The organism is Chitinophagales bacterium (genome assembly GCA_041392475.1).
Taxonomy (GTDB): Bacteria; Bacteroidota; Bacteroidia; order Chitinophagales; family UBA2359; genus JAUHXA01.
Genome location: JAWKLZ010000002.1, coordinates 1,158,794 through 1,183,889 on the forward strand (window position 1 = coordinate 1,158,794; position 25,096 = coordinate 1,183,889).

At 40.5% G+C, this 25,096-nt stretch carries 13 protein-coding genes; 4 read left to right on the top strand and 9 right to left on the bottom strand.

All coding sequences use genetic code 11. The annotated features are described in order from the left end of the window. Positions 1-239 precede the first annotated feature (239 nt). Positions 240-3,707 (bottom strand): SIR2 family protein, encoded by a 3,468-nt coding sequence (locus R3E32_18070; GenBank protein MEZ4886640.1) that lies wholly within the window; start codon positions 3,705-3,707, stop codon positions 240-242. A gap of 296 nt (positions 3,708-4,003) precedes the next feature. Further along, entirely contained in the window at positions 4,004-10,228 is a 6,225-nt protein-coding gene (locus R3E32_18075) for a PQQ-dependent sugar dehydrogenase (protein MEZ4886641.1), read from the bottom strand. A gap of 177 nt (positions 10,229-10,405) precedes the next feature. Here R3E32_18075 and R3E32_18080 point away from each other — a divergent pair, with 177 nt between their 5' ends. Further along, the gene (locus R3E32_18080; GenBank protein MEZ4886642.1) at positions 10,406-10,552 is read left to right on the top strand and encodes a hypothetical protein; all 147 of its coding nucleotides are present in this window, start codon (positions 10,406-10,408) and stop codon (positions 10,550-10,552) included. Between the two features lie 152 nt (positions 10,553-10,704). Here R3E32_18080 and ltrA read toward each other — a convergent pair whose 3' ends face one another. Further along, positions 10,705-11,949, bottom strand: a complete 1,245-nt coding sequence (gene ltrA, locus R3E32_18085) for a group II intron reverse transcriptase/maturase (GenBank protein ID MEZ4886643.1) — start codon at positions 11,947-11,949, stop codon at positions 10,705-10,707. Positions 11,950-12,693: 744 nt separating this feature from the next. Between ltrA and R3E32_18090 the strand changes: the two genes are divergently transcribed. Both R3E32_18090 and R3E32_18095 read left to right on the top strand, forming a co-directional pair. After that, on the top strand, positions 12,694-12,939 hold the full coding sequence (locus R3E32_18090; GenBank protein MEZ4886644.1) for a DUF433 domain-containing protein: 246 nt from the start codon (positions 12,694-12,696) through the stop codon (positions 12,937-12,939). Then, entirely contained in the window at positions 12,936-13,289 is a 354-nt protein-coding gene (locus tag R3E32_18095) for a DUF5615 family PIN-like protein (protein MEZ4886645.1), read from the top strand. Before R3E32_18090 ends, R3E32_18095 begins: the two co-directional genes overlap by 4 nt. 132 nt (positions 13,290-13,421) lie before the next feature. Here the strand turns inward: R3E32_18095 and R3E32_18100 are convergent, their stop codons facing one another. From R3E32_18100 to R3E32_18115, 4 genes are all read right to left on the bottom strand, one after another. Then, positions 13,422-13,892 (bottom strand): SUMF1/EgtB/PvdO family nonheme iron enzyme, encoded by a 471-nt coding sequence (locus R3E32_18100; protein ID MEZ4886646.1) that lies wholly within the window; start codon positions 13,890-13,892, stop codon positions 13,422-13,424. Further along, positions 13,831-14,121 carry a hypothetical protein gene (locus tag R3E32_18105; GenBank protein ID MEZ4886647.1) on the bottom strand — a complete coding sequence of 97 codons (291 nt, stop codon included), beginning with the start codon at positions 14,119-14,121 and terminating at the stop codon, positions 13,831-13,833. Before R3E32_18105 ends, R3E32_18100 begins: the two co-directional genes overlap by 62 nt. 252 nt (positions 14,122-14,373) lie before the next feature. Further along, positions 14,374-14,727 carry a calcium-binding protein gene (locus R3E32_18110; protein MEZ4886648.1) on the bottom strand — a complete coding sequence of 118 codons (354 nt, stop codon included), beginning with the start codon at positions 14,725-14,727 and terminating at the stop codon, positions 14,374-14,376. 194 nt (positions 14,728-14,921) lie between these two features. Continuing rightward, the gene (locus R3E32_18115; protein ID MEZ4886649.1) at positions 14,922-18,992 is read right to left on the bottom strand and encodes a T9SS type A sorting domain-containing protein; all 4,071 of its coding nucleotides are present in this window, start codon (positions 18,990-18,992) and stop codon (positions 14,922-14,924) included. A 538-nt stretch (positions 18,993-19,530) separates the two neighbouring features. On the opposite strand from R3E32_18115, the gene uvrB reads away from it, so the two are divergent. Next, the gene (gene uvrB / locus R3E32_18120) at positions 19,531-21,564 is read left to right on the top strand and encodes an excinuclease ABC subunit UvrB (GenBank protein MEZ4886650.1); all 2,034 of its coding nucleotides are present in this window, start codon (positions 19,531-19,533) and stop codon (positions 21,562-21,564) included. Between the two features lie 271 nt (positions 21,565-21,835). Here uvrB and nhaC read toward each other — a convergent pair whose 3' ends face one another. Next, positions 21,836-23,311, bottom strand: coding sequence for a Na+/H+ antiporter NhaC (nhaC, locus tag R3E32_18125; GenBank protein MEZ4886651.1), 1,476 nt, complete (start codon positions 23,309-23,311; stop codon positions 21,836-21,838). 89 nt (positions 23,312-23,400) lie between these two features. Further along, positions 23,401-25,059 carry a phenylacetic acid degradation protein PaaN gene (paaN, locus tag R3E32_18130; GenBank protein ID MEZ4886652.1) on the bottom strand — a complete coding sequence of 553 codons (1,659 nt, stop codon included), beginning with the start codon at positions 25,057-25,059 and terminating at the stop codon, positions 23,401-23,403. Positions 25,060-25,096 lie beyond the last annotated feature (37 nt).

Genomic DNA, 25,096 nt, shown 5'->3' on the forward strand with positions numbered 1-25,096 from the left:
AGATTATTAATCAAATACTTAGGATTATTTACTATTCTTTTTTGAAGGGATAAAAAGAGGTGAAAATTCACTGAGGTTAAAATTATTAATAAAAGAGTAATCATAGTAATTGGTTTTTCAAAAAGTTGTTTGCTTATGTCAAAAGGCAAAATAAGGAAGTGGTGCTGAAAAAGTATTTGTATGAGGCTTTTTATTCTTTGATTGGAACTGTGATATGATTGCTGAACATTCACCTTCTTCTATGCAAAATACTTGAAGTATATTTCACTCAACTTAGCATTATAGCTTTCCTTTAAGAACTTTCGGATAGCATCTTTGATATAATCAATCTTAGACAATGCTTTCAAAATTACTTCATCATTAAAAAACAATATCCATTCAGGTTTAAGTTCTCCTTCAAAATTCTCGGGGTCTAATATCCATTGAACTATAAGAGGTAAATCATTATTTTCAGTTAAAAAAGAATACTGTTTTTTACTTACATTATTGTAAAATATTATTCTTACCAAGAAATTGAGATAATTCCATGGGCGGAGGTCATTAGCCTTAAAAGGAAGCCCTAGTTCATTTAAATGTCCGTCATTAATATACTTAAAAGTCTTTTCACTATTCTCTAAAAAAAGAGAAAAGTAGTCATATTCTTGATATTCTATTGCCCCTAATTTAACTGCCATGAAATAAAATTCTCTATCAAAATTTTCTTTTAGTTCTTTATTGATATAATCTAAAAATAAGTGTTGATAATTTTTATGAATAATACTCCAAAAAGGTAGAATTTGAATTGCATAAGCTATACACTTTTCTCTTGGACTTATCCTTTCTAATATTCTTTTAATTAATTTTTCAGAAGTAATTCTGAAGGTGGGCTTTGATTTGATAATAGCTGAGCAGACTTGTTTAACAGGTTTTTCAATCCAAATGTTATCATTTATAGCAAACTCAATTAATCTACTAATATTATCCTCTGAAAATAAATACATTTGCTTTTTGAAAAAACTTATTGAATATTTATCTTGCTGTAAATGGACAGGGTCACTTACAGTAATATGGTCAAATATTGATTGGATTAATACATTTAGTTCTTTTTTATTAATAGTATCAAGTTTAGCATAAGATAAAATTAATAGTAAGGTTCGATACATATCTCTATACCTAAACTTAAAATACTGACTATTATTTATTTGTTCGTATAGAATTTCATTCTTGTAAATTTTTCTTCCCCAAAATTTAACTATTGTGTGGTTAGATTTAAAAAAGGTTTCACTATAATCGATTATTTTTTTCAACTCACCTTCCATAAAATTTAAGAAGACAACTTTATACCTCTCTAATAAGTCATATAAAGTCTCAGGATTAGTATGAAGTATAGCTGCAATTAGGTGCAAACTATGAAATTCATGAATTTTTTGTTCATATTTATTGTCTGTCATATAACTCACAATTAACCCTTCCCAATATTTTATTGCTATCTTTTTAAAATCAGATAATTCATCTTCAAAAAGTAGATTTGTCGTATAAAAAACAAATAATACAGAAAATGCTTCATCTATTTTTCCAATATTGTACGGACCTGATTCTGTACCTCCTCTTATATATCTCTCGTATGTATTTTTTACTTTGTCCAAATTATTATCTATGATATTGCTTGTCTCAACAAATAAATCTCTATTTTTAATACTAATTAAGACATCTTTTACTTGCTTCTCAACAGGTAATTTTTGAATAATCGCATCAATATCTATTTGATTTATTTCTTCTAATATTACATCTCTAATATCCTTGCCAACTTCACTTGTATAGAGCGTACCATTAACAAATCTTTTCAGTTTCACTATATTGTATTTGCAAATAAAATATAATATATAATTTTCTTCTAACCAACTATCTCTACTTAATTTTTTCAAAATAAAATAAGCCTCATTAAAATTTCCAACTTTAAAATGTCCATAAGATTCTCTCAAATCATGGTTATTAAAATGATTAGTAGCTAATTTTATAGAGAGGTTTTGTTTTAAATTGGTTAGCAAGTTATTAAAATCAAGGCGATAGTAAAGACATTTAATGCAATCACAAGTCTTATCAGAAAATAATACAACTCTATTATGATTCTCATTAGAATCATCGTTTTTTCTCCTAATGCAATGAATATTGCTATCATTTAAATGTTTGAATATTGATTTTATTTTCACTTCAAAAGACCTATCATTCTTTTTCATGCACTTTTCATATAGAGTATTTTTATATGTTATTCTGCCTTTTTTAGTTCCAACTTTTGTTAAAAATTCAATTAACTTTTCATTTTTAGTTTCTAAATGAAAACCTTCGGTATATTTAGCATATGAGTGTCTTGAAGTATTTCTTACTGTACCTTTGAATGGAGTTAATTGCACAAGAAATCTTGGAGGTATAGATGGCAAATATTTGAACCTTTGCAGAGAGGCGTACATACTATCATGTATATGTAGTTGGTTATTATCATCACTATACTTGTCGTAAAGACGAATTAATTCTAAAAAATTCAACGTTTGTTGCCCCTTACTATCTAAATTTTCTTTTCCATATTTTCCTATAAATTTTAAATATTCTTCAATTTCATTATTATACCGCAAAGGCTGTATCCCTTTATTTTTTAAATATTCTTTTCGTTGATAGGAAAGTTCGTCTAAACAGAGAAGATAGGCAGGCTGAAAATCTCCTTGTAAAATATGCCGTATTCGTTGAATAATTGTTTTTAGGTTATTATCACTGAATGAAAAACCTACAAACAATACAACTTTCGAAGCAAAAATGCCTCTAATAAAGCTTTCTATGAGTGGAAAATTTTTAGAGTAATCAATATAATCTTCTTCTGTTAAAACCATATTTAATTCCTCTAAATCTCCATGCATTTTTATAAGAAGATTTGAGGTCGCAGAATAGGGTAAGTCTTTATCTTTCTTAACAATATAATATGAAGAAGCATCCTCTTTTACTGCCTGTTCTAATAAATCATCATAATTAGTAGTTATAATATGCAAAGGGTTTAATTTCACAATAGCTTTGTGAATTGAGTTAAAGTGAGTTTGTTTATATTTTAGAATACTTCGGATTTTTTCATTGTATTCTTTTATAGTTCTATCATTTTTATACAATTGAGGAATCACTTGATAATCGTTTTCCCAATCTTCTATATCACTATCTTCTTTTAGTTCCTTAACCAATTCTCCCCACATAGGGACTCCTGAGTCTTTGGATATTCCAGCCCCAGCAAATATTACTAACTTACCGCTTAACTGTGCTTTTTGAAGTTTTTCAATACTTGATAAAAAACTCTTTCCCAACTGAGGAGGAGAATCGTAATATTTAATTTCCTGAATAATCCATTCTTGTTCTTTCTTCCATGCAGATTGCTCTAAACTATTCTTATTTAACCATTTCCAGTTCGTTTTTTGTTCAATTTGCTTATCAATAATTTCAATATCATCATCAAATAGAAAAACTTTATAAATGGTAGTGGCAGGTATTTCTGGTAACCAATCTGTTTCCTTTATAAAATCATAACTTGCTCTCTCTAAATTAATGTTAAAAGCTTTTTTTAATCCTTTTTTGAACTTATCGAATTCAAACCTTGCTCCAAATTTAGTCCACCAAAACTGACTCTTACCTTCATGCTCAATTACAAGGTATTTATCATTATTCTCTATAATTGCTATTCCTATATGTGACATATTCTAAAGTTTTTGTAAAAAATGAACCTTTACTTAGTGTAACTAATACACGAAGTAAAAGGTTCTATATTTGCTAACTTTTTTTTACAAAAACAAAAAAACTCCCTCAAAATGCTGTCACACTTCAAGGGAGTTCTTTCAATAAAATCATCATACTCTATCCGTTCCAACTGTTGTCAATATCTCCGACCGTTGACAAAGTTTCCACTCCAATCAAAAAATCTCTCCGCCTCCTCGTCTCTCCGTTCAAAATTCTACATCAAGTGCAGAAAAACACCTGACTCTGTCACCTCGAATTACTGCTTCACAATCTTCCCCCTCACACTCCCCTCCTCCGTCTCCAAAGAAACAAAGTAAGCCCCAACAGGAAAAGGAGTCAAATCCAAATCCGTTGTGTTATCGCCCTGTGCCACCTCACGAGTTTGGTGATAAAGGATGCGACCATTGTAGTCGTAGAGGTAAATGTCGACCGTTTCGGCTTTGGAGGTGAAGAGGATGTTGACCACGTCTGTCGTTGGGACGGGGTAGAGTCGGTAAACTGTAAGCAAAGAAGATTCGCCAACGATGTCTGCGACCAAATCGTTTTTGCCGCCTCCACCGCCGTTTGACAAAGTAGTGGCAGCCTCGTCATCTTCGACAGCCGACGAACCGTTGCCGTTGGCGGGCGTAGAATCAATGTCCGTTTCGTTGGCGGCAATCACTTCCGCAAAAGCGGTGATGTCGGTGCCAGGATTGAGCGTGAACAAGGTCAATTGAAGCATAGCCGTTTCGTTGGGTTGGAGGATGCCGATGTTCCATTCTTGCGTCCAAAGGTTGTAATTCCCGATGCTCTCGAATTTGGAGGTGAACGCCATGCCATTGGGGATTTGGAAGTCGACGACTACGCCCGAAGCTGCGGCTGCTCCGTTGTTGGTTACTTCTAAGGTAAAGTCCACGTTTGTCCACGGAACCACGTTGGGATTGCTTGCCGTTAAAGTGGCTTCTAAGTCAATGTCGGTACTGCCTTCAGGACTGATAGAAGTGCTGTCTTCGTCGTCTTCATTCGGTGTTTGATTCGAGTCATTGCCAGGCGTAGAATCCACATCATCGGGACTTGCGGTCATGACCTGTGCAAAGTTGGTAATCGTTGAAGGAATATTGTTGACGGTGGCGTTGATGTCCAAAGTTGCGGTTTCATTGGCGGCTACATTGCCGATAGTCCAAGTGCCGTTTGTGGAATTGTATGTGCCTTTTGAAGCCGTTGAAGTATTGAAGGTCAAGCCGCTGGGAAGTTGGTCGGCTACGGTTACACCGATGGCATCCGCAGGGCCTTTGTTGGTGACGCTGATGGTGTAAACGATTTGGTCGTTTACGCTTGCGGTACTTTTGCTGGCGGTTTGGGTCAATTCCAAATCCACAAAATTGCTACTGTTGTCGGGCAAGACCACCACGCTGTCCTCATCGTCCTCTTGTGGCGTTGTGCCGTTGTTGCTGTCGGGCGTAGAGTCCACATCGGTTTCGTTGGCGGTTTTGACCTGTGCGAAATTGGTCATTGGCAATGCGATGGCATCAACTGTAACGTTGATGTTGAGGGAAGCGGCTGCTCCGATTCCGAGCGAGCCAATATTCCAAATTCCCGTTCCATCGTTGTAGCTGCCTTTTGAAGCGGTCGAACTATTGAAGGTCAAATTGGAGGGCAAAATGTCTTCAACGGTTACACCTGTTGCAGCCGTTGTTCCGTTGTTTACGACCGTTATTTGATAGGTGAAATTGTCACCTGCTTGTGCCGAACTGACGCTTGCAGTTTTGCTCAATGCCAAGTCAATTTGGTTGTTGCTGCTGCCTGCAGGAATAATCGTTACAGAACCTTCGTCGTCTTCGGTCGGCACGCCTGAACTGTTGTTGGGCGTAGAATCGGAGTCGTTTTCGTTGGCGGCTTTCACCTGTGCAAAATTGGTAATAGCAGCACTGTTGTTCAGCGTAAACAATACAATGTCAAGGGTTGCAGTTGCCCCTGCATTGAGACTACCAACTGTCCAAAGTCCTCCCCAAAAATTGAAGTTCCCTTGTGATTCGGTTTTGCTGGTGAATGCCAAACCTGCGGGAAGTGCATTTGCTACCGTGATGCCTGTTGCAGTAGCGGGGCCCTTGTTGGTGACAGAAACCGTGTAGGTAATGTTTTGGTAGAGGTTGAATTCGCTGACGTTGCAGACAATATCGAGTTCTAAGTCAATGTTATTGCCTGTTGCTGGCGGATTGACTGTTGCAGCAGCTTCGTCGTCCTCGTTTGGCGTATTGTTGGTGTCATTTCCTACGGTCGAATCGGGGTCAGTTTTGTCGGAAGTTTCGACTTGTGCAAAGTTGGTGATGGCTGCGGCGATGTTGACTACGGTGACATTGATGGTCAAAGTTTCGCTACTGCCATTCGTGAGCGTGCCGATTGTCCAAAGTCCTGTATTGCTGTTGTAGCTTCCCAAACTTGCAGAAGAAGTATTGAAGGTCAAGCCACTCGGCAAGAGGTCTTCAACGCTTACATTTCCAGCATTGGCAGGACCATTGTTGGTAATCGTTAAAGTATAAGAAAAAGAATCTCCAATGTCTGCGTTCGCAACACTTGCAGTTTTGGTGAGCTGCAAGTCTGCAAAGTCGTTGTTGCCGCTTGGCAAAACGGTGACACTTGCCATATCGTCTTCACTCAATACGCCATTGTTAGGTGTAGAATCCACATCTGTTTGGGTCGTTGAAGTGACTTCTCCTGTCGCTGCAATCACGCCTTCTGCAATGACCTGCACATTGACCAACAAGGTTCGGGTAACATTGGCGTTGAGGTTGCCGATGTTCCATTCTCCTGTGTTGGCATTGTAGGTCGTTTGGTTGTTGGTGCTGTTCAAAAATTGAAGGAAAGCGGTTGGTATTGGAAAAGCCGCTTTTACATTGGTCGCATTGCCAGGGCCTTTGTTGGTGACATTGAGTGTATAGGAAAACTGGTCGCCTATTGCAGCTTCTGAAACGCTTGCATTCAAAGTGAGTTCGATGTCCACGTTTTGATTGCCGCCTACACCACTTGTGATGGTTGCAGCAGCTTCGTCGTCTTCAATTGGCGTTTGTGTGGTATTGTTGTCGGGAGTCGAATCCACATCTGTTTCATTTGCAGCTTTTACTTGCGCCAATAACGTGAGGTTTGCAGTGGTATTCAACACAAAAAGGTTCAAATCCAAAGTTGCACTTTCGCCACTCGGCAAGGTGCCGACATTCCAAATTTTCGTCCAAACGACATAATTTCCCTGCGATACAGTCGAACTCGTATAAGCCAATTGGCTTGGAAAAGGTACAGAAACGGTCACTCCCGTTGCAGTATCGTCGCCATTGTTGGTAAGTGTAAGTGTGAAAAGGTTGTTGGTAAAAATGGTGTACTGCAATGGGTTGGCGGTCATGCTCAATTCCAAGTCTATGCCATTTGAAGTGCCGTTGTTTACTTCAATGGAATAACTCGCTGTGCTTGCAATCGGATGTCCATCTCCATCACTCAAATCAACGGTGACATTGTAGTTATTGGCGGCATTGAAGGAGTGCGAAGGCATGGCATCTGTACTGGTATTTCCATCGCCAAAATCCCATAAGTAATTGACTTGTGGTGCGGTGGCAATGATAGGGTTGCTTGCCGTAAAAATCACATTTTGACCCACTGTGGCAGGGTTGGAACTTGCCGAAATGGTCGTAGCGGCTACGGTGCTGCAATCGGGCAAAACAGTAATGGAATCTCGTCCACTCAATCCGCTTGGGTCAGTGACGGTCAAAACAATCGCATAACCATAAAACTCACCGTCACAACCTACGGGCGTAACCGTTGTGGTGGTTGTAGGGTTGTTGTCTATAGGTTCAGGATGGCTATGGTTGGCGTGCAATAAGAAGGTTTGCCAAGCATAAGTCAGTTGGTTGTTGGAACTTTCGGCATCATTCACATTGGCAGCTAAGGTGTAAACCGTTGGTGCGGTCATCGAAAACAAAGAACCATCCGCAACGCTGGTAATCGCTACGTTTGGTGCAGTGTTGTTGATATTGATATTTGTCGTGGTTGAATTAGAGAGGTTTTGATTGTCTGTCACCATCAACTTTGCTGTGAAAGCCGTTGGAGTGGCAGAGGTGTAAGTGTGGTTAGGATTAGGGATAGTGCTGGCTCCGCCGTCACAGCCGAGTGCATAGGTGACGGCAGCGGTGAATAGTGTCCAGCTGGTTGTGGTTGCTTCTGAGGCAGTTGCATCTGAAAAGTAAAAACCTACTCGGCGTGCAGGGGCGGTTAGTCCTTGCATTTGGTCGCCAGCATTGTAGGCAAATATGACTGCTTGACTGCTATTGCCTACAATGGTGGCAATTTTTGAGGCAGTGGGTGCAGGCGTTCCCCACGTTAGGGTACTTGCAGCTTTGGCAATGGTTTGATTGCCAGTCAATGCAGATGCAATAAAATGGTTTGAGTTCGCAATGGTTAGTTGCGTTTGGTTATTGATTGAGCCATAGGTTGAAGTACTTGTGCTCGTCATTTTCATATCGTCAAACAAAAACGGCTCCCATACAAGGACGGGAACGGGGGTATCTCGAAATTTGGTGTTTACATCGGACGAATTGCAGGTAGAACTAATCACTACTAAGTTTTTGCCATTGGCATTGCTCGTTTGAGAAGTGGGTGCGCTAACAACAGTAACGGTATGTCCCAATGCTTCTAAACGTTTTTTTGCAGCAGCATCGCCATTGTTTAAACTAGTATTTCCGACTACAAACAAGATTTGTTTGCCTGTGCTGCAATTGTCATCTCCAAAAGTCCAATAATAGGATAATGGCCCATTTTCAGGGTCATTGGATTGATTGCCTGTGAACTGCACGTTCAATGGGCTGCTCCCATTACTTGGATTGGCGGATGCTATTGCAGTCGGTGGTAGGTTGATATTGCCTGTGTAGGTTATTTTTCGAATTTCACTTGGATAATTTACAAAGTACAAACTCCCATCAAACGGATGCGCTTCAATATCTACGAAAATGGGGCCATTCTCGTAGAAGTTTCTCGCATAAGTCGGCGTATTGTTGCCATCAAAATCGAAGTTCTTAATCCATCTTTTGCCATAATCGGCTTGAAAATAGGTGTTTTGGTATTCAACTGGAAATTGATTATCAGTGTACCACGCACCTCCAACGGCTGCATTTCCTCCAAAGGTTATGCTACCTCCAATCGGTGAACTTCCTGCATCCAAATTGGTTTCGGTAGCTGTATTTCCACTGAATGTTCCTGTTCTTGCAGGGCTGTTTCCATGTCGCCAATCTATTTTTGGACGGTCATGGAAAAAAGTAGGAACGTTGGTGATGTTTTGACCACTGTTGCAGGGATTCGCAAAATTGCCACTATTCGTTGGAGTTTCTTGTTTTATTAGGTTTTGGAAGTAGAAAAATTGTTGGGTGCAGCCTCCTGTTCCGTACAAAGGATTGGGTGCATCTTTGTTGGGAGTCAGAGCATTATTGTATCCACTGTGGTAGGTCAATCCTTCAAAAATAGGCCAGCCAAAATTTTGTCCCGCTTCGGTAGCTACATGCAAATCTTCCCATGTGGACCAACCCACATCTCCAATGTAGAGATGACCAGGATTGCCGTCAGCAGGATTCGTGCTGCCTGTGTTGGGGCGCAAAGTAAAGCGGAAGGGATTGCGTAGGCCCAAAGAATATACTTTGGATTTGGCAGAATTGGGGTTTCCCGCATCGTAAAATGGATTGCTCGGAATACCTGCACCTGTTGCAGGGTTTATCCTCAAAATTTTTCCATTGTAGCTGTTCACCATTTGCGAGCGAAATGCGCCTACGTTTTCTTCTGGTCGAATGATGCCGTCTGCAATGGCTTGACTCCAATAGGTTTCGGAGGCACTTCCCACATCGGTCGAGCTGTAACTTGCGCCATCTCCAGAGGAAATCAAGAGTGTTCCATCTTTGCCGAATACCAATGAACCTACGGTGTGTGATTCGTGGAGGCAGGGGATTCCTGTGGAGGCTGTTGCGCCCAAAATGACATTTCGACTGCCCGCAACGGTGGTGGTGAAATTGGTGGCGGAATTGGCGGTATAGCGGGTGACACGCATGATGGTGGCACTGTAATATTCGTTGGTTGTCGAACTGTAATTACCTGTTCCATAGTACTTCAAGTGGTGTCTGTCCACTAAATAATAGAGGTAAAAATATCCGTTGGTCAAGAAATTGGGGTCTAAGGCAAAACCATTCATTCCGTGGTCTCGCCAATTGCCGACTTCTTCTCCTATGTCTATTAAGGTACTGATAATGTTGCCACTGTTGTTAAACACATAGACTTTTCCGCCTTTTTCCCAAGCGAACATGCGTCCGTTGGCATCAAAGGCTACACCAACTACTTGGTTGAGACTACCATTGACGAGTTGGTCGGAGAAATCGGCTGGAAGTTGTGCCTGAATTGGTGGGGTAATGAAAATGGTTGAGAGTATAACTAAAACTAAAAACCAAGATTTGAAACTGAAATAGTAGTGTTGCTTCATGACTTCAGATTTGAGCACCTAATGAATTAATAAAATTAAAATCTAACAGTTGCCTGAAGATTTTTCTTCGATAGATATGGTAAAATGCTTTGTATCTGAAAAGTGGAGGTAGGTGATTGGTCTTATTTTCTGTGGTAGGTTGGTAAGTTACGGTTTTATGGTGGAAAGGTTACAAAATTGCTGCCAAGTTTTGGGGGGCTTGACTATGAAGGGGCGAGGTTTTCTGGACGAGGTTTCGCTTCAATTCGCTTCAAACGTTGGCGAACTTTTCAAGTGTCGCCAAGTTTTTCGCTGGGTTTGGGGATGTTGCCGAAGTTGATGTAACGGAAAACTCGCCAACATCTGAAAGATTTGGCGACGTTTGGAGTGGTGTTGCCGTTCAACTGTTGTGTCGAGTAGGTCGGGGGAATTTCACCCCCAGCCTCTCACAGAACCGTACGTGAACCTCTCGACTCATACGGCTCTTCTCATTCAGTCTAAATCGTATAGCCATGCCGCCAGTGAACAAATAGATTCGGTTGTCGTTTCTGCAATTGCTTTAAAGCTTTGTGAGCTTTGCGCCAACTGCCCTTAAACCGTTTGTAAGTGTTCCTTGCCCATCGTATTAGCCGAATATTGAGTACTGAGAATATTTTCCACATGACCGATTTTCGGTATCGACCATAGTAGTTTATCCAGCCTTCCAACTTTCTATTGAGCATTTTAGCAAGACCGTAGATAGTTGTACCCGTGCGCCTTTGTATTCCAAGTTGCCTGAGTTCTTTGATTATCCGCTGTTTTGCTTTGTTGCTGATAGCAGGTGTAAAACTGTAAAATACCCGATTATCTCGACTATTCTTACTTTTCCTCGCTTTGAAATCATAGCCCAGAAAAGTAAACTGCATGGGTTTGTCTGTTGATTGCTTGCGATTACTGTCTCGACAATACACTATCTTGGTTTTGTCGGGATGTAATTCAAGTTTACAGGCTTGTAGTCGTTCCCGAATTTGACTCAACACATATTCAGCTTGTCGCTCACTTTGACAGTGAACAATGATGTCATCTGCATATCTTTCAAATGATAAACTTGGGAATTGCTTTTCCATCCATTTATCAAATCCATAATGCAAATATAGATTGGCTAATAAGGGACTAATAACACCTCCTTGAGGTGTACCTTTCGTTCGCTCTCGCTTCGTGCCATCTTTTGTGATTACACTCGCCTTTAGCCATCTATCTATATACATCAACACCCATTTCTCGTCCGTATGACGATACAGTGCCTTAAACAACAGCTCATGATTCAGTTCATCAAAGAAACCCTTTATATCCAAGTCAATCACCCAATCTAATCTCCAACAATGCTCTTTAGCTACTCCAATCGCTGCATGTGCAGAGCGATTCGGGCGATAGCCATAAGAACTGTTGTGAAAACAAGGTTCTATCTTTGGTTCTAAATGGTCTTTAACTACCTGTTGGGCGATGCGGTCTAAAACCGTGGGTATACCCAACTTACGTGTTTTGCCATTTCCTTTCGGTATTTCCACCTCTTTGACAGGAGGTGGAAAGTAACTACCTGAGCTCAGTCGATTCCATAGTTTATACAGTTGGTTGGATAAGTCTGTCTCTAAATCAGATAAACTCATTCCATCCACTCCTGAACCGCCTTGATTCGTCTTCACTCGTTTATACGCTGCCCATACCATCTGTTTGGTAATAGGCTGTGACTTTGTTTTAACCATCCTAATCCTTCCTTTTTTTTTTTTTTGAGGTTGTTAAAATATTAAAACGTAAATGAGCTATGCCCTTCGCTCCAATCCCATTACAGAATCTTCAACACTACTATGACATAGTCCGACTCGAACATCTTACTCTTTCTCAGAGTATTGTCATAGATGTTCGTCTCTCCTGTTCCATCATTGAGCCTATATGAAAGTCCTGCCACTTATACACCGCTCACCCTTTAGCCAGTAAACAGGTTGCCGCTAAAGTTATCACGAAATGACCCTGATTTTCGCTTTTGACGAGGTCGGTTGGTTGTTTCGATGCTTCATCAGTGGTTCACTTGCGTTCAGCTCTTTCATACTTACCTGACTATTTAGCCAATAGCCTTTTCCTTCTGCGCTCAGTACCTTAACTTCACAGTTAAAGCACCCGAAGGTGGTTTGAAGGCGACTCCTGTAAGTAGCCTTCGGAGGGTCGTTTCCTCCATCTCAATGATAGCATTGCTCTATGAGCATTCAGGACACACCAAGGTCTGCGACCGTTGACAAAGTTTCACTAAGGAGGGGAAACTTTTATATTTATCTTCTTGTTTTTATTATAATTTTGTTTAAATCTAAAAAATTGTCTTATGCACTTCAATGTGCAATACATTACCAATCAATCGGGTGAAAAACAAGCAGTTTAGCCGACAACAAAAGGCAAATTTTTGTTGTTGGAAATACAATACAGAAAATAGATTTTTTTAAAAAAACGAAAGTAAAATGCTGATAAATAACACATTGTTCAATAAAAGGATTACAATTGACCCAAATATCTGTCATGGAAAACCCTGTATAAGGGGATTGAGATATCCTGTTGAAAATATATTGGAGTTATTGGCTTCGGGAATGACGCACAGCGAGATACTTGAAGATTACGAAGATTTGGAGGAGGAAGACCTCTATGCGAGTTTGCTTTTTGCGGCTGAATTATCAAAAGTTAAAAATATCAGTCGGTTAGTCGCATGAAATTTATCGTAGATGCACAGTTGCCGAAAAAACTATCTGCCTTTTTAGTTTCTCAAGGGTATGATAGCATACACACTTTGGATTTGCCCAAAAAAAACGCTACTTCAGATGAAGAAATAAATAATCTTTCAATGTCTGAAAATCGGATAGTCATATCAAAAGACTTTGATTTTTACAACCGCTATTTGGTGAAGGTAGAACCTTATAAATTACTACAAATATCGACAGGAAATATAAGTACCAACCAATTGATAGATTTGTTTGATAAAAACTTAGACAAGATTGTAGAGGAGATTTCTTATAATTTTGTTGTTGAAATTACTCGTAACTCATTGATTACTATTTTGTAATTTTTGTTTGAATCTAAAATTCCGTTGTCTTTGCCGCCGATGCGGCATCCGCCTCGCATCTTGCTTGCAAAGACCACTCCATTCCACTCTTTTCTTGCTCTACTTCTTCTTGGCTCAAAAAAGAGGATACCCTTATAAACTGTAGGCTAAGCGGAAGCCGCCGTAGCTGTCGTACCTGGAGTACGGATTGCCGTTGAACCGATTGGCAACACGACAAAACCCCGAAGAGTCGTCCCAGCTACCGCCTCGCAAAACACGATTCGAGCCACTTTCATTTGCAAAATAATCTGTAATTAAAGTGTCTTGTGGATAGTCTTCATACGAATCAAAACACCATTCCCATACATTTCCACTCATATCATATAGTCCTAATTCATTCTCCTTTTTAGCTCCAACAGGGTGCGTTCGACTTCCACTATTTCTATAATACCAAGCGACTTCTTCAATATTATCTCCTCCAGAATAAATTGTATTTTTTCCATTTTTTCCTCCTCTTGCAGCATATTCCCACTCTGCCTCGGTTGGCAGACGATAACCCTTTTTAGTCGGTATGTTTTTTGAAAAACTTGTTTGCCAAATAAGCAGGGTCGGTTTCGGTAGCATTGGGAATGGTCAGATAACGTTCGGCAATGTAGCTTAAATCGTTGATTTTGTCGGCTTCATAAGCGGTATCGTTTTCCTTCAATTTCTTCGCCAATTCATGCGAGAATCCAGTGGTCAGAGGCATTTCTTCACCGCCTTTCTGCATCGTGCTGATGCCTGGCCCTAAGAGCAAAATACATTCTCTTTGCTCAATTGCCTTTATGAGTTGTTGCCATTGGTCGCTGTTCATGGTGTATGGGTTTGTTTACCATGACAATATAGGAAAAATTGTGTGGGATATTTTTTGTTTGTTGATGGAAGTTTGGGGAATAAATTCTGTTTTACAATTTTGTGACATTATTTGTTTCGAAAACAACTGGAAGCACTCCGAAAACAAACCCTTCTTTACGATGATATTTCGGATAGTATGCGTGAGGCTGTACAGATGGAACAAAGCGAAAACCTCCTCAAACTTTAATGGAGTTTTTAGATTTTTACTAAATCATTCTCCAAACTCACTCCTCCAAATTTGCAACGTTTCCAAGGTCTTTTCATCCGCTTCAATATTTCTCAATTCACCCAAACTTGCAGGAATAATCATTCCTTTGATTTTAATTTTGACATAATATTCGCCTCCTTCAAAATCATCTTCGCTTGTTTCGTTTCCAATAACCTTTACTTTTTTCCAATGGCTTTTACCACTCCTTTTACGTACCCAATATTCGGCAGTAAATGGATAGTGAAGATTTTCTTCCATATAGATTACCCAGCCCATGTTGGCTTCATCTTTGGAGTAACAATCTACAACAATTTGGTAATCAATAATTTTTTGGATTTGTTCTGGTGTTAATTTCATTTTTTACGTTTTGATTTGCACAAATATAAAAATTTGAAAACAAAAAAACTCCCTCAAAACCATCCATAGGCTTCAAGGGAGTTTCTATCATATACTTCAACCGTTGTCAAAGCTCCAAGGAAAAAAATCTCTCCTCCTCCTCTCTCCGTTCAATTCCAAAATCCATTGAAGAAGAAAATTCCTCTGTGTTCAGCCTATTGCTTCAACACTTTTGTTCTTACGCTTCCTTCCTCCGTTTCCATCGAAACAAAATACCATCCAGCAGGGAAAGAAGTTAAATCCAATTGAGTTGTATTCGCTCCAGGAGCCACCTCCAACGTTTGATGGTAAATATTGCGCCCACTGTAATCATACAACATGATGTCAATCGTTTGTGCTTCTGAAGTGAAAAGGATATTCACCACATCACGAGTTGGAACAGGATAGAGGCGGTGAACCGTCAATAAAGTAGATTCGCCTACAACTTGCGAATCCAAATCTCCTTTTCCTCCACTGCTGCCATTCGCCAAGACCGTCACAGCAGCTTCATCATCCTCTACGACCGAAGAACCGTTTCCATTGTCGGGCGTAGAATCAAAGTCGTTTTCATTTGCAGCAGTCACCTCTGCATAAAGAGTCTTGTCATTGCTTTGATTGAGTACAAACAGGGTCAATTCCAATACTGCTGTTTCGTTGGGCTGCAAACTGCCAATCGACCATACTTTCGACCACAGGTTGTAACTGCCGATAGATACTGTTTTGCTGGTAAATGCCATGCCTAGCGGAATAGGGAACTCAGCAAGTACACCAGTAGCGGTTGTTGCCCCTTTGTTTGTTACCTCCAAAGTGAAAGTGACATTCGTGTAAATATTCAAATTGGGTTGGCTACTTGTCATAGTTGCCTCTAAGTCAATACTTGTACTGCCTGGAGGGAAGAAAACAGTTTTGGCTTCATCGTCTTCATCAGGAGTCTGGTCAGTATCATTCCCCGGAGTAGAATCCGAATCCTGGGGGCTAGCGGTCTGTACTTGTGCAAAAAAGACAACGGGCTCCGTGACAATATCCACAGTTCCTTGGTAAATAACACTTGCCGTTTCTCCACTTGCCAAATTGCCTACTGTCCAACCATCTGAAGTGAGTATTCCTTTAGAAACTACTTCGTATATACTGTAAAAGTATTGTGGAGAATCATAGGCTACGGTTACACCTACTGCGTCTGCGGGGCCATTATTGGTGACAGTAATGATCAGTGTTTCTGGATTACCAGCGGGTATTCCTGAGCCTGCTTCTACCGTCAATTCAATATCCACAAAATTGCCGCTTATATCGGGTAGAACCGTCACACTGTCTTCGTCGTCTTCTTGTGGAGTTGTAGTCGAATTATTGAAGGGCGTAGAATCCACATCTTCTTGAAAAGCAGATTTGACCTGTGCAAAATTGGTAATCGGCAATGCAATGGCATTTACTGTTGTGTTTATAACGAGTGTTACAGAACCTCCAATGCCAATAGTACCGATGAGCCAAGTACCTGATTCATTGTCATAATTTCCTTTTGAAGCGACTGAATTTACAATCGTTAAACTGGATGGCACTAGGTCTTCTACTTGAACACCTGTCGCTTGTGTTGTTCCATTGTTTACCACCACAATTGTGTATGCAATGGCATCTCCTACTTTTGCAGTGCTGACACTTGCGGTTTTACTCAAAGCCAAGTCAATCATATTGTTGGTACTGCCCGCAGGAATAATGGACACAGAAGCTTCATCATCCTCTATTGGCACACCTAAACTGTTGTTGTTCGGCGTAGAATCGGAATCGTCTTGATTGGCAGCTTTCACCTGAACGAAATTGGAGATAGTACCACTGTTGTTCAAGGTAAAGAGAACCATTTCAAGCGTTGCTGTTTCACCTGCATTGAGTTCTCCAACTGTCCACAATCCTACCCACAAATTGTAGCTACCTTTGGAGATGGTTTTGCTGGTAAATGCCATGCCTGAAGGCACAGCACTTGCTATTTTCACGCCTGTTGCAGTGACAGGCCCTTTGTTCGTGACTGCAATGGTATAGGTGATGTTTTCGTATAGATTGAACTCCATTTTATTAGCACTGATGTTCAACTCCAGATCAATGTCTGTACTGATTGGAGCGGGAGTTAAATCTATTTCTACTTCGTCATCTTCATTTGGAGTTTGGTCGCTGTCATTGCCTGGGGTAGAATCAAGGTCGTTTTGGTCGGAAGTTTGGATTTGTGCAAAATAATACACCGTTTCGGTCAAATCTCCTACCAATACTTCAATCTGCAACGTTGCCCCTTCACCATTTGTCAAATCGCCTACCTTCCAAATACCTGCATCGTAAGTTCCGATTGAAGGAGTGACCGTTTGAATGGTCAATTCAGAAGGAAGAACATCTGCAATACTTACACTTGTTGCATCGTCTGGCCCTTCGTTCAAAACATTCACCGTCAATGTATAGGTATCGCCAGCACTGACAATACCTCCGCTCGCTACAATCAAACGCAAATCGGCATTGGAGGTGACTACTGGCGAAAGAGTTGCCAATGCTTCATCGTCTTCATTGGGTGTTTGGTTGATGTCATTGCCTGGGTCAGAATCAGGGTCTGCTGTAGGATTAGCGTCTTGTACTTGTGCAAAGTAGGTGATGGGTTCAGTAAACGAGCCTACAGTTCCTTCAAAAGTTAAGGTCGCTGTTTCACCACTATTCAAATTTTCTATTGTCCAAAAAGTAGTGTAAATTCCTTTAGAAGTAGTTTGATTGGTTACGCTTAGGTATGCCGAAGGGAATTGATTTGTGACTATCACATTGGTTGCATCAGAAGGCCCATTGTTGGCGATGTTTACAGTTAACACATAAGAATCACCTACTGCTGCAACATCGCTGCTAAACTCTGCACTTACTTCTAAATCTGCACTTGGGTAAGGAGTTAATTCTATTTGTCTTTCGTCGTCCTCATTAGGTGATTGGTTGGTATCATTGCCAGGAGTAGAGTCAGTGTCTTCTTGGTCGGAAGTTTGTATCTGTGCAAAATAATAAATTGGGGCAATACTTGTAAAATTTTCTGCGACTGCTAATGCTGCAATCTGCAATGTTTCACTTTCACCATTCGCCAAATTGCCTACATTCCAAATACCTGCTGAGTAAGTTCCCATTGAAGGAGTAGCCGTTTGAAGGGCCAATTCAGCAGGGAGAACATCTGCAATGCTTACACCCGTTGCATCGTCTGGACCATCATTGATAATCGTAAGAGTGAAGGTGACAAGACCGCCTATTGTGATAAATTGGTCACTTGATGGCATCAAACGCAAGTCGGCTGTTTGTAAAACAACGCCACTCGTACTAATCGTCACACTCGAAATATCGTCTTCGTTCGGGTCGTAATTACTTGGAGTAGAATCCACATCTGGTACATTGGAGGTACGGGCTTCACAAGTATAGGTATGCGTGCCAGCCTTTATAACAGTGGCCGTAATTTCCATCGTTTGGGTGGCAAAAGGAGGAATATCACCAATTACCCAAACCCCTAAAGCATCCAAATAAGTACCCATTGATACCGTACTACTCACATAACTGAACACATCGGCAGCCAAAATCGCTCTAATTTTGGTATTGTAGCCTACCGTTGGCCCTTTGTTTTCTACATGCAGAAGATAGGTGACATTGCCACCAACAGGTACGACACTGGATTGACCAGGAGCGAGTTCTAAAAACAACTCCAAATCTATCTGCAATCCCAATACATCAACACTTACCATATCATCCTCAGTTATCACACCATTGTTGGGTGTAGAATCCACATCGGTTTCGTTGGTAGCAGTTACCTCTGCCGTTGCAGAAATGTTTCCGCCCACCAATACTTCCACATTGACGAGCAAAGTTCGGGTCACATTTTTATTGAGGTTGCCAATGCTCCAAAGTCCAGTCGCAGGATTGTAGGTAGTTTGGTCACTGATATGGCTGGCATAAGTGACAAAAGCTGGTGGCAGTGAAAAATTGACTTGCACACCTGTTGCATGAGCTGGACCATTATTAGTAATCGTCAAAATATAAGAAAACTGCTGCCCTACGTTGGTTTCGTCATGATTGGAAATGATTGACAACTGTATATCCACATCATCTTCTGGAGGCAGTAAACTTTCTGCAATGGCTACAAAATTCAGGCTGGTATTCAATGTCGACGCATTGAGGTAAGTGAGGTGAGAGAGTGTGAAAATCATTGCGAGTAAACACAACAATCCCCCACGATTTAAGTGATAAGATTTCTCCATGACTTTAAATTTAAACGTTTAATAAATTAAAATATTTAAACGGGTCTGAAGTTCTTTGATATTGGTAATTATAATGCGTATTTGAAATATAGGAAAATATACAAGGGGGGGTAATGAGTTAATTTTCCTATTGGGATTGGATTTGCAAATTACGGTATTTTGCAGAAAAAGTTGCTTTTTTTTTAAAATCTTAAAAGAGCTTGACCAATTTATATTCAATATGCATTACTTCTTAAGATTTATTGCTCCAACTTAATCTAATCTATTTTGATTTGACGTTAATATTTTTGTACAAGTTCTTTCGTTATTTGATCTTCAAAATAATGAAAGTAACCATCCATTTATTCGAGAAAATAGAAGACAATTCTTTCAATCAAAAATAAAATGTAAACTGCTTTTTAAATAGAAGCGTTTTCTCCTTTGGTGTGAATACACCAAATAATGAGTGAAAACATAAATTTGCTGCAAAATCTGCAACAATTCACCCACTTCAAAAGTTACTCTACTACAATATTTAGTAAAATCATCAACGATTTATATGCAATTCAACTTGGTTTCTGATTTTGTGCCAACAGGCGACCAACCCGAAGCAATTCGGCAATTGATAGAAGGACTCGAAAACGGTGAAAAAGCACAGACCTTGCTCGGGGTGACAGGTTCGGGAAAGACTTTCACCATGGCAAATGTCATTCAACAAGTCCAAAAACCCACCTTGATTTTGAGTCATAACAAAACTTTGGTAGCACAACTGTATGGAGAATTCAAGCAGTTTTTTCCTGAAAATGCCGTAGAGTATTTTGTGTCTTACTACGACTACTACCAACCCGAAGCCTTTATTCCTTCAACGAATACCTACATCGAAAAAGACTTGTCTATCAACGATGAAGTCGAAAAATTGAGACTGCGAACTACGACTTCTTTGATGTCGGGAAGGCGTGATATAGTAGTGGTAGCCTCTGTATCATGTATTTACGGTATGGGAAATCCTGCGGAGTACAAAGACAGCATCATTCGCATTTCGGTAGGCGATGTGGTGTCTCGCAATCATTTGTTGCATGGTTTGGTGGATATTTTGTATTCTCGTACCGAAACCGATTTTGAGCGGGGTACTTTTCGGGTGCGGGGCGATACGGTGGACATTTATCCTGCCTATGCAGATTATGCATTTCGGGTTACGTTTTTTGGTGATGATGTGGAGGAAATCGAAACCATGAATCCCGAAACAGGTATGCGAATGGAAAGCGTCAAAGACATGGCAGTGTATCCCGCCAATCTTTACATTGCGCCCAAAGACCAGATGATCAAAATCATCCACGAAATCCAAGACGAAATGAAGGCACAAGTTGAATATTTTCAATCCATTGGCAAATATTTGGAGGCGAAGCGATTGGAGGAAAGGGTCAATTTTGATCTCGAAATGATGCGAGAATTGGGCTATTGTTCGGGTATTGAAAACTATTCTCGCTTTTTTGACCGCCGAAAACAAGGCAATCGTCCTTTCTGCTTATTGGATTATTTTCCAGACGATTATTTGATGTTCATTGATGAGAGCCATGTGACGATTCCACAAATCCACGGAATGCACGGTGGTGATAGAGCCAGAAAACTGAACTTGGTAGAGCATGGTTTTCGCTTGCCTTCAGCTTTGGACAACCGCCCACAAAGTTTCAGAGAATTTGACCAATTGGTCAATCAAATCATTTATGTGAGTGCCACACCTGCCGATTATGAATTGGAGCAATCAGAAGGTGTGGTAGTTGAGCAAATTGTTCGCCCAACAGGATTGCTCGATCCTCCTATTGAAGTCCGTCCGAGTTTGAATCAGATTGACGATTTGATTGGTGAAATCAACGACCGAGTCGAAATCAATGAGCGTATTTTAGTGACAACTTTGACCAAACGAATGGCGGAAGAACTGCAAAAATATCTTGACCGCCTCAATATTCGCTGCCGATACATTCATTCAGAAGTCGATACATTGGAGCGTGTCGAAATCATTCGGGATTTGCGACTAGGTGAGTTTGATGTCTTGATTGGGGTGAATTTATTGCGAGAAGGATTGGATTTGCCTGAAGTATCTTTGGTTGCGATTTTGGATGCGGACAAAGAGGGTTTTCTGCGAAACGAACGTTCACTGACCCAAACGGCTGGTCGTGCCGCAAGGAACTCCAATGGTTTGGTGATTATGTATGCCGATAAAATCACCAAATCTATGCAGCGCACGATTGACGAAACCAACCGCAAACGGGCTAAACAAATGGCGTACAATGAGGAACATGGCATGACTCCAAAAACTGTTTTCAAAAGCCGCACTCAAATACTTCAACAAAGTTCTGTCCTTGAGGGTCAAAAGCAAACAAAGGTCTATGCTGAATCTTCTGTGGATACCAACATGAGTATTGCAGCTGATCCAGAAACACAATACTTGAGTCAACCACAACTGCAAAAGGCGATTGACAAGGTAAAGAAAGAGATGCAAAAAGCGGCAAAGGATTACGACTTTATGGAAGCTGCAAGATTGCGGGATGAGATGTTTGCTTTGGAGGAAATGAAGAAGGAGAAGTTTGGATAGTTGGTGGAATGTAGTTCAGTGATTGATGATTAGGTTTTCAAAACTATTAACTACCAATCTTTTGTGTAAAAAATAAAGTAGCGACTCAAAAATAATCTTTTAAAGTTGCCAACAAAATAACCTACCGCATTTGAGATGGAAACTTTTGAAGTTTGCTCTTTGAAGGTTATTGATTTTCATTGTAATAGAGAACCTTTGAAGCAAAACTTCAAAAGTCTAAATCGGGAAATTATTTTATGGACGTTCCTTATTCCTTCTTGTGTTTTCAAAATCAATCCTCAACCAACTGCTTGATTTTGATACTCAAAGCTGCAAAAATCAAGGTCATAATTGGACTCAACCAATTGAAAATAGCATATACAAAATAGTCGGATACAGATACCCCCAATACTCCACTTTGATAGGCACCACAAGTATTCCAAGGAACCAATACCGATGTTACTGTACCCGAATCTTCCAAAGTACGACTTAGGTTTTCAGGCGCAAGTCCTTTATCCTTATATGCTTTAGAAAACATTTTTCCTGGGACTACAATCGCTAAATATTGGTCGGAGGCAGTCACATTCAAAGCCAAACAACTTGCAACTGTGCTTGCAAATAAACCAAAAGTAGATTTCGCAACACTCAACAATGCCGCAGAAATGCGGGCTAAGGCTCCAATTGCATCCATGACCCCACCAAAAACCATCGCACAAATAATCAACCAAATCGTACCCAACATGCCCGACATTCCGCCTGCTGTGAATAAATCATTTAACTCTTTGCTCGATGTTTCGACTGCTGTATCAACTGTCATAGCATTCATAATGCCTTTATAAGCAGAGTTAAAACTCAAACTTTCTGCCCCCCCTACTTTGGCTACAATATCTGGCTGTGCGATAATTGCTGCAATACCTCCTAAAAGCGTACCTGCAAATAAAGCAATCAATGGCGGTGTTTTTTTAACAATCAATAGGACAACCAATATGGGCACAATGAATAGCAATGGAGTGATATTAAATGCAGCATCCATCGCTGCCAATTGTGCCGAAATATCTGGTGTTCCTGTGGTATCAAGCGTAAAACCTAAGATGGTAAAAATGATTAAGGTAACAGTAATTGTAGGTACAGTCGTCAAAGCCATGTACTTGATATGGGCAAATAGGTCAGCACCCGCCATTGCAGGTGCGAGGTTGGTAGTATCCGATAATGGGGACATTTTATCACCAAAATATGCTCCTGAAAGTACCGCTCCCGCAGTCATTCCCAACGAAATACCAAGTGTGTCACCAATACCAATAAGCGCAATTCCAACTGTGGCAGAAGTTGTCCAAGAACTTCCTGTTGCGATGGAAATAATCGAGCAAATAACCACACAAGCTGCCAAAAATATGGTCGGATTCAATATTTTGAGTCCATAATAAATCATGGTTGGAATGATTCCGCTAATCAACCAAGTGCCTGCAAGTGAGCCTACCATCAACAAAATCAATATTGCCCCAGCCGTTGATTTGATGTTTTCGCTGACCTCTTCTATCATTTTTTTGTAGGAAACCTTATTGAAAAAACCTACAACCATTGCTACTGCCGCACCGCAGAGCATAATAAATTGGTTGGATCCGCTCAAGGCATCATCACCAAAAGCATAAAAAACATTGTAAAACAGCATGACAATCAAGGCAAAAACAGGGATAAGTGCTTCCCAAATATTTAGCTCCTTGTTTTCAATAATGACTTCGTTGTGGGGATTTGTATTGTGGTTTTCCATTTTGAATATTAAATTGAATGGAAAAGGTAGATATATTTTTACTTTTTTCCTAAAACACTCCACTCAATTTTCCTCCTATCGAAGTCATATCACTCCATCACCCGATTCCCGACCCACACAAACCGCCGATTCACAAAATTGGGGTCGGCAAAAGAAGCATTGCCCGCAGGATTGCCGCCTGATACGTGAAAATCAGAAAACGCCGCCGCTTGATTCACAAAGATAAAACCCGTCAAATTGAGGGAAACGGGCGTGAAAGCAGCATTCATGGCTTCGGTGATTTGGGCTGCAATTTCCTCGTCAGTCGTATAAGCCGCACAAGAAATCGCACCCTGTTTTGCAGCCAAAGATTGGGCTAAATCAATAGACTGCTGTGTGTTTTTGGTTTTGACAACGACAATGATGGGACCAAACAATTCTTTTTCAAATACCGAAATTTGGTCGTCACCTACTTCAATGATGATCGGTGATTGAATACGTGCATTTTCAAACTGTTCGTACTGTACCTTTGGTGGAGGCAAAACCACATTGCCGCCCAAGTTTTTCGCCATTCTCGCTCGCTGCAAAGTCAAAGGATTTTGAATTGCTCCCAAAGTCACTTTCATTCTTGGATTCAATACGTGCGCTGCTACCTCGTTTTGCAGTAAATCAACTACTTGTTCATAAGGGATTACCTCTCCATCTTCTTCTACTCCCGTTTCGGGAATAAAAATATTTTGCGGAGCCGTACACATTTGACCCGAATAAAGCGATAGAGAAAACGCCAAATTTCGCATCACTTGCCGCAAGTTAGGCGCAGAATCTATGATGACAGAATTAACTCCTGCCTTTTCGGTAAACACTTCTTTTGTTGGACTTTGCAGGGATTCAATATAGTTTCCAAATTCGCTACTACCTGTAAAATCTATCAGTTTGACGGCTGGATGTTCGGCTAATTCTTTGCTTATCAAATTTGAAGGACTATCTACTGCTAACTGAGTGGTATTGGGAGAAAATCCGTTTTCTTGCAGCACTTTTTGAAGTTCAGCAATGTAAATCGCAATGGGCAAAATGCCTGTTGGATGCGGTTTGAGAATACATACGTTTCCTGCCATCAAATTGGCGTACAGGCCCGAAACACTGTTCCAAACAGGAAAGGTCGAACAGCCGATTAACAAGCCTATTCCTTTGGGAATGGGCAAGAATGTTTTTTGAAGGGAAATCGTGGAGCGTCCCATTGGTTTTGTCCATTCGGTTTGTCGTGGAAATCGGGTCAATTCTTGGTAGGTCATCGCAATGGCTTCTACTGCTCTATCCGTAGCGTGTGGTCCCGATGCTTGAAACGACATTCCAAAAGATTGTCCAGTAGTGTGTTGAGTAGCATAAGCAATTTCAAAATAACGTTCTGCAATGCGTTCAATGCTTTCCATTAAAATACCTGATCGTTCTTCAATACTTACCTTTCGCCAAGTTTTGAAGGCGGCTTGGGCATTGTTTATCAGAACTTCAATGGGCGTTTGGGGGTAGGTGATCCCCAAGTTTTTTTGCCAAAATGGAGATTCTTCATTGCCTATCCAATCTGTTCCTCCTGTTTGCAGCAGCTCTTCAAAAGGTTTGTTCAACTTGGCTTCAAAAGCTTCGTAGCCTTCTTTTGCCTTTTCTTTGGGGTAGGCGTTGTGGTGTTCGGGATGGTGGCAATAGAATGCTCGGCTTTGGTTGGCTTCAATGGCTTTGGTGAGGGCGGTTTGGTGTTTTTGGAAAAGGGACATAAGGCAGAAGGAAAATTTAATCAGAGATTACACTGAC

Excerpts from the sequence above, each read along its gene's own strand:
- R3E32_18070 (MEZ4886640.1), bottom strand. The coding sequence starts at position 3,707 with ATGTCACATATAGGAATAGCAATTATAGAGAATAATGATAAATACCTT.
- R3E32_18075 (MEZ4886641.1), bottom strand. The coding sequence starts at position 10,228 with ATGAAGCAACACTACTATTTCAGTTTCAAATCTTGGTTTTTAGTTTTA.
- ltrA (MEZ4886643.1), bottom strand. The coding sequence starts at position 11,949 with ATGGTTAAAACAAAGTCACAGCCTATTACCAAACAGATGGTATGGGCA.
- R3E32_18090 (MEZ4886644.1), top strand. The coding sequence starts at position 12,694 with ATGCTGATAAATAACACATTGTTCAATAAAAGGATTACAATTGACCCA.
- R3E32_18095 (MEZ4886645.1), top strand. The coding sequence starts at position 12,936 with ATGAAATTTATCGTAGATGCACAGTTGCCGAAAAAACTATCTGCCTTT.
- R3E32_18100 (MEZ4886646.1), bottom strand. The coding sequence starts at position 13,892 with ATGCTACCGAAACCGACCCTGCTTATTTGGCAAACAAGTTTTTCAAAA.
- R3E32_18105 (MEZ4886647.1), bottom strand. The coding sequence starts at position 14,121 with ATGAACAGCGACCAATGGCAACAACTCATAAAGGCAATTGAGCAAAGA.
- R3E32_18110 (MEZ4886648.1), bottom strand. The coding sequence starts at position 14,727 with ATGAAATTAACACCAGAACAAATCCAAAAAATTATTGATTACCAAATT.
- R3E32_18115 (MEZ4886649.1), bottom strand. The coding sequence starts at position 18,992 with ATGGAGAAATCTTATCACTTAAATCGTGGGGGATTGTTGTGTTTACTC.
- uvrB (MEZ4886650.1), top strand. The coding sequence starts at position 19,531 with ATGCAATTCAACTTGGTTTCTGATTTTGTGCCAACAGGCGACCAACCC.
- nhaC (MEZ4886651.1), bottom strand. The coding sequence starts at position 23,311 with ATGGAAAACCACAATACAAATCCCCACAACGAAGTCATTATTGAAAAC.
- paaN (MEZ4886652.1), bottom strand. The coding sequence starts at position 25,059 with ATGTCCCTTTTCCAAAAACACCAAACCGCCCTCACCAAAGCCATTGAA.